General features: G+C 69.8%; 2 protein-coding genes and 2 pseudogenes. 1 reads left to right on the top strand and 3 read right to left on the bottom strand.

Annotation, left to right across the window (positions count from 1 at the left end; translation table 11 throughout):
- The 3 genes and pseudogenes from A5714_RS07010 to A5714_RS07000 form a co-directional block, all read right to left on the bottom strand.
- A pseudogene (locus A5714_RS07010) lies at positions 1-614 on the bottom strand (bifunctional [glutamine synthetase] adenylyltransferase/[glutamine synthetase]-adenylyl-L-tyrosine phosphorylase); the annotation flags it as partial.
- Between the two features lie 60 nt (positions 615-674).
- A complete protein-coding gene (glnA, locus tag A5714_RS07005) occupies positions 675-2,018 on the bottom strand; it encodes a type I glutamate--ammonia ligase (protein ID WP_068073222.1) in 1,344 nt (447 codons plus the stop codon).
- Between the two features lie 112 nt (positions 2,019-2,130).
- Complete coding sequence (locus A5714_RS07000) at positions 2,131-2,502, bottom strand: DUF732 domain-containing protein (protein WP_068073224.1); 372 nt, start codon at positions 2,500-2,502, stop codon at positions 2,131-2,133.
- 180 nt (positions 2,503-2,682) lie between these two features.
- Between A5714_RS07000 and A5714_RS06995 the strand changes: the two are divergent.
- Positions 2,683-2,899: pseudogene (locus A5714_RS06995) on the top strand (hypothetical protein); the annotation flags it as partial.

The raw sequence follows: 2,899 nt of genomic DNA, 5'->3' as shown, positions 1-2,899 counted from the left end.
CGGCAGCGTCCGAGGCGTTCTTCCAGGTCGACGCCGGGCTGCGCCCGGAAGGCCGCAGCGGTGAGCTGGTGCGCACCCACTTCGGTGAACGGCACCACGGGTTCGTCCTCGACCGTGGCGGCCAGGTCGAGCGCCGCCAGCACGAGCAGCTGGTCGCGGTAGCGGGTGCGCAGCCGGGTCTGCACCGGTTCGGCGGCGTCCGTCTCGGCCAGGCACTCGGTGAACATCTCGTGCAGCCGGTCACGGCTGGGCAGTACGACGTTGCCGCGCAACAACTTCCACGATTGCGGGTACACGGCGAGGTGATCGCCGAGGGCCAGCGACGAGCCGAGCACGGAGAACAGCCGCCCGCGCAGGGCGCGCTCGGTCAGCAGGGCGGCGTTGAGCTCGTCCCAGCCCGCACCGAGGTTTTCCCGCAGCCGCATCAGTGCCCGCAGCGCGGCGTCGGGATCCGGTGCGCGCGACAGCGACCACAGCAGGTCGACGTGGGGCTGGTCGTCGTGGTCGTACCAGCCGAGCTGGCTCAGCCGGTCGTTGGCGGGCGGGTCGACCAGCCCGAGCCGACCTACGCTGGGCAGCCGGGGGCGCTGCGTCGCGGGTCTGGTCACGACCACGACGGTAGCGCACCCCCCGGCGCTTCAGGCACGAGCGGCGCGCCGCCGCATCGACACGTCTTACAGCGACAGGTAGGTGCTCAGCTCGTACGGCGTGACGTGGCTGCGGTAGTTCGCCCATTCAGTGCGCTTGTTGCGCAGGAAGAAGTCGAACACGTGCTCCCCCAACGTTTCCGCGACCAACTCCGAGGACTCCATGGACCGCAGCGCGCTGTCCAGGCTCGTCGGCAGCTCGCGGTAACCCATCGCGAGGCGTTCCTCCGGGGTCAGATCCCACACGTTGTCCTCGGCCTGCGGGCCCAGCACGTAACCCTTCTCCACCCCGCGCAACCCCGCCGCCAGCAACACCGCGAACGCCAGGTACGGGTTGCAGGCCGAATCGGGGCTGCGCACCTCGACCCGGCGCGACGACGTCTTGTGCGGGGTGTACATCGGCACGCGCACCAGGGCGGACCGGTTCGCCGCGCCCCAGGACGCCGCGGTGGGTGCCTCGCCGCCGTGCACCAGCCGCTTGTAGGAGTTCACCCACTGATTGGTGACGGCGCTGATCTCGGAGGCGTGCTCGAGGATCCCGGCGATGAAGGACTTGCCCACGTCGGAGAGCTGCAGCGGGTCGTCGGTGCTGTGGAACGCGTTGACGTCGCCCTCGAAGAGGCTCATGTGGGTGTGCATGGCCGAGCCCGGGTGCTGCCCGAACGGCTTGGGCATGAACGACGCCCGCGCCCCGTTCTCGATCGCGACCTCCTTGATGACATAGCGGAACGTCATCACGTTGTCGGCCATCGACAGGGCGTCGGCGAAACGCAGGTCGATTTCCTGCTGCCCGGGCGCGCCCTCGTGGTGGCTGAACTCGACCGAGATGCCCATGAACTCCAGGGCCTCGATGGCGTGCCGGCGGAAGTTCGACGCCGAGTCGTGGACCGCCTGGTCGAAGTAGCCGGCGTTGTCGACGGGAACCGGCGGCACCAACCCGTCGTCGGAACCGGGCTTGAGCAAGAAGAACTCGATCTCCGGGTGCACGTAGCAGGAGAAGCCGAGGTCGTTGGCCTTCTGCAGCTGTCGGCGCAGCACGTGGCGGGGATCCGCCCAGGACGGCGACCCGTCCGGCATGGTGATGTCGCAGAACATCCGCGCCGAGTGGTGATGACCGGAGGCGGTGGCCCAGGGCAGCACCTGGAACGTCGACGGGTCGGGGTTGGCGACGGTGTCGGACTCCGAGACCCGCGCGAACCCTTCGATCGAGGAGCCGTCGAAGCCGATGCCCTCCTCGAAAGCCCCTTCGAGTTCGGCCGGGGCGATCGCCACCGATTTGAGGAAACCGAGCACGTCCGTGAACCACAGCCGGACAAAGCGGATGTCCCGTTCCTCCAGCGTGCGCAGGACAAATTCCTTCTGGCGATCCATAACCCCGAACACTATGCAACCGCTGTTAATTCCGTGTTACCAACGCCCGTTCAGAACCGTTGCCGCCCGTCCCGGCGGGGAACGGGGCGCGGCGCCCGGGCCCGGCCGCGGGCTACGGCAGCTGGCCCTGATGGGCCGGGCAGTAGACCTGTACGGACGCGGTGATGAACTTGACCGCGGTGCGCCGCACGCGGTCACCGACGATCCGCAGCGACGGGTTGTCCGCGTAGGCCGTGTTGACTTCCTCGTCCACCGCGGCGTCGAACGAGGCGCCGTGGTCGAGCTCGCCACAGATTTCGTGGGCGCGGTAGACCAGGCCCGGCACGTTGTCGGTGGCGGGGATTTGCTGCTGGGCGAGCAGGGCGACGAACTGGTCCTGCTGGCTGTCGGCGCCGGCCACACCGGCGCCGAGCACCGCGGCGATCAGCGCCGCCGAGACGCCGGCGAGGGCGGCGGCGTGCGGACCGGTGAAGCGAGTGTGCAACGGCGGAATCCCTTGGGAGTCACCCGCTCGGCGTCGCTGGCGATCGACATCGAGCGTTAACAGCGCAGGCCGCTGGCGCCTGCAATGATGGGCATCGTAACTGCTCATCACGGGATGTCACCACTGGACTTTCGCGCCCACCCGCGGCGTCGGGGCGTCGCGCGACGGGCGTTGGGCGCTATGACGGCGGCCCTCGTCGCCGCCTCGATCGCGAGCGGCGGCGACGCGACGGCGCTCGCCACGCCCGGTGATCCGGTCCCGGCGGGCGAGATCACGCCCGATCCGCCCGTCATCCCGGAGCAGACGGCGAGCCCCCTGCAGCCGCCCGTCGCCGCACCGCCGCCGAAGGCGCAACAGCCGCAGGCCCCGCCGAAACAGCAGGACAAGCCCCCGCCGC

The organism is Mycobacterium sp. E2462, from assembly GCF_001672685.1.
Taxonomy (GTDB): Bacteria; Actinomycetota; Actinomycetes; order Mycobacteriales; family Mycobacteriaceae; genus Mycobacterium.
Note: the sequence above shows the minus strand (reverse complement) of the source record. Positions and strands in the feature narration are given on the sequence as shown.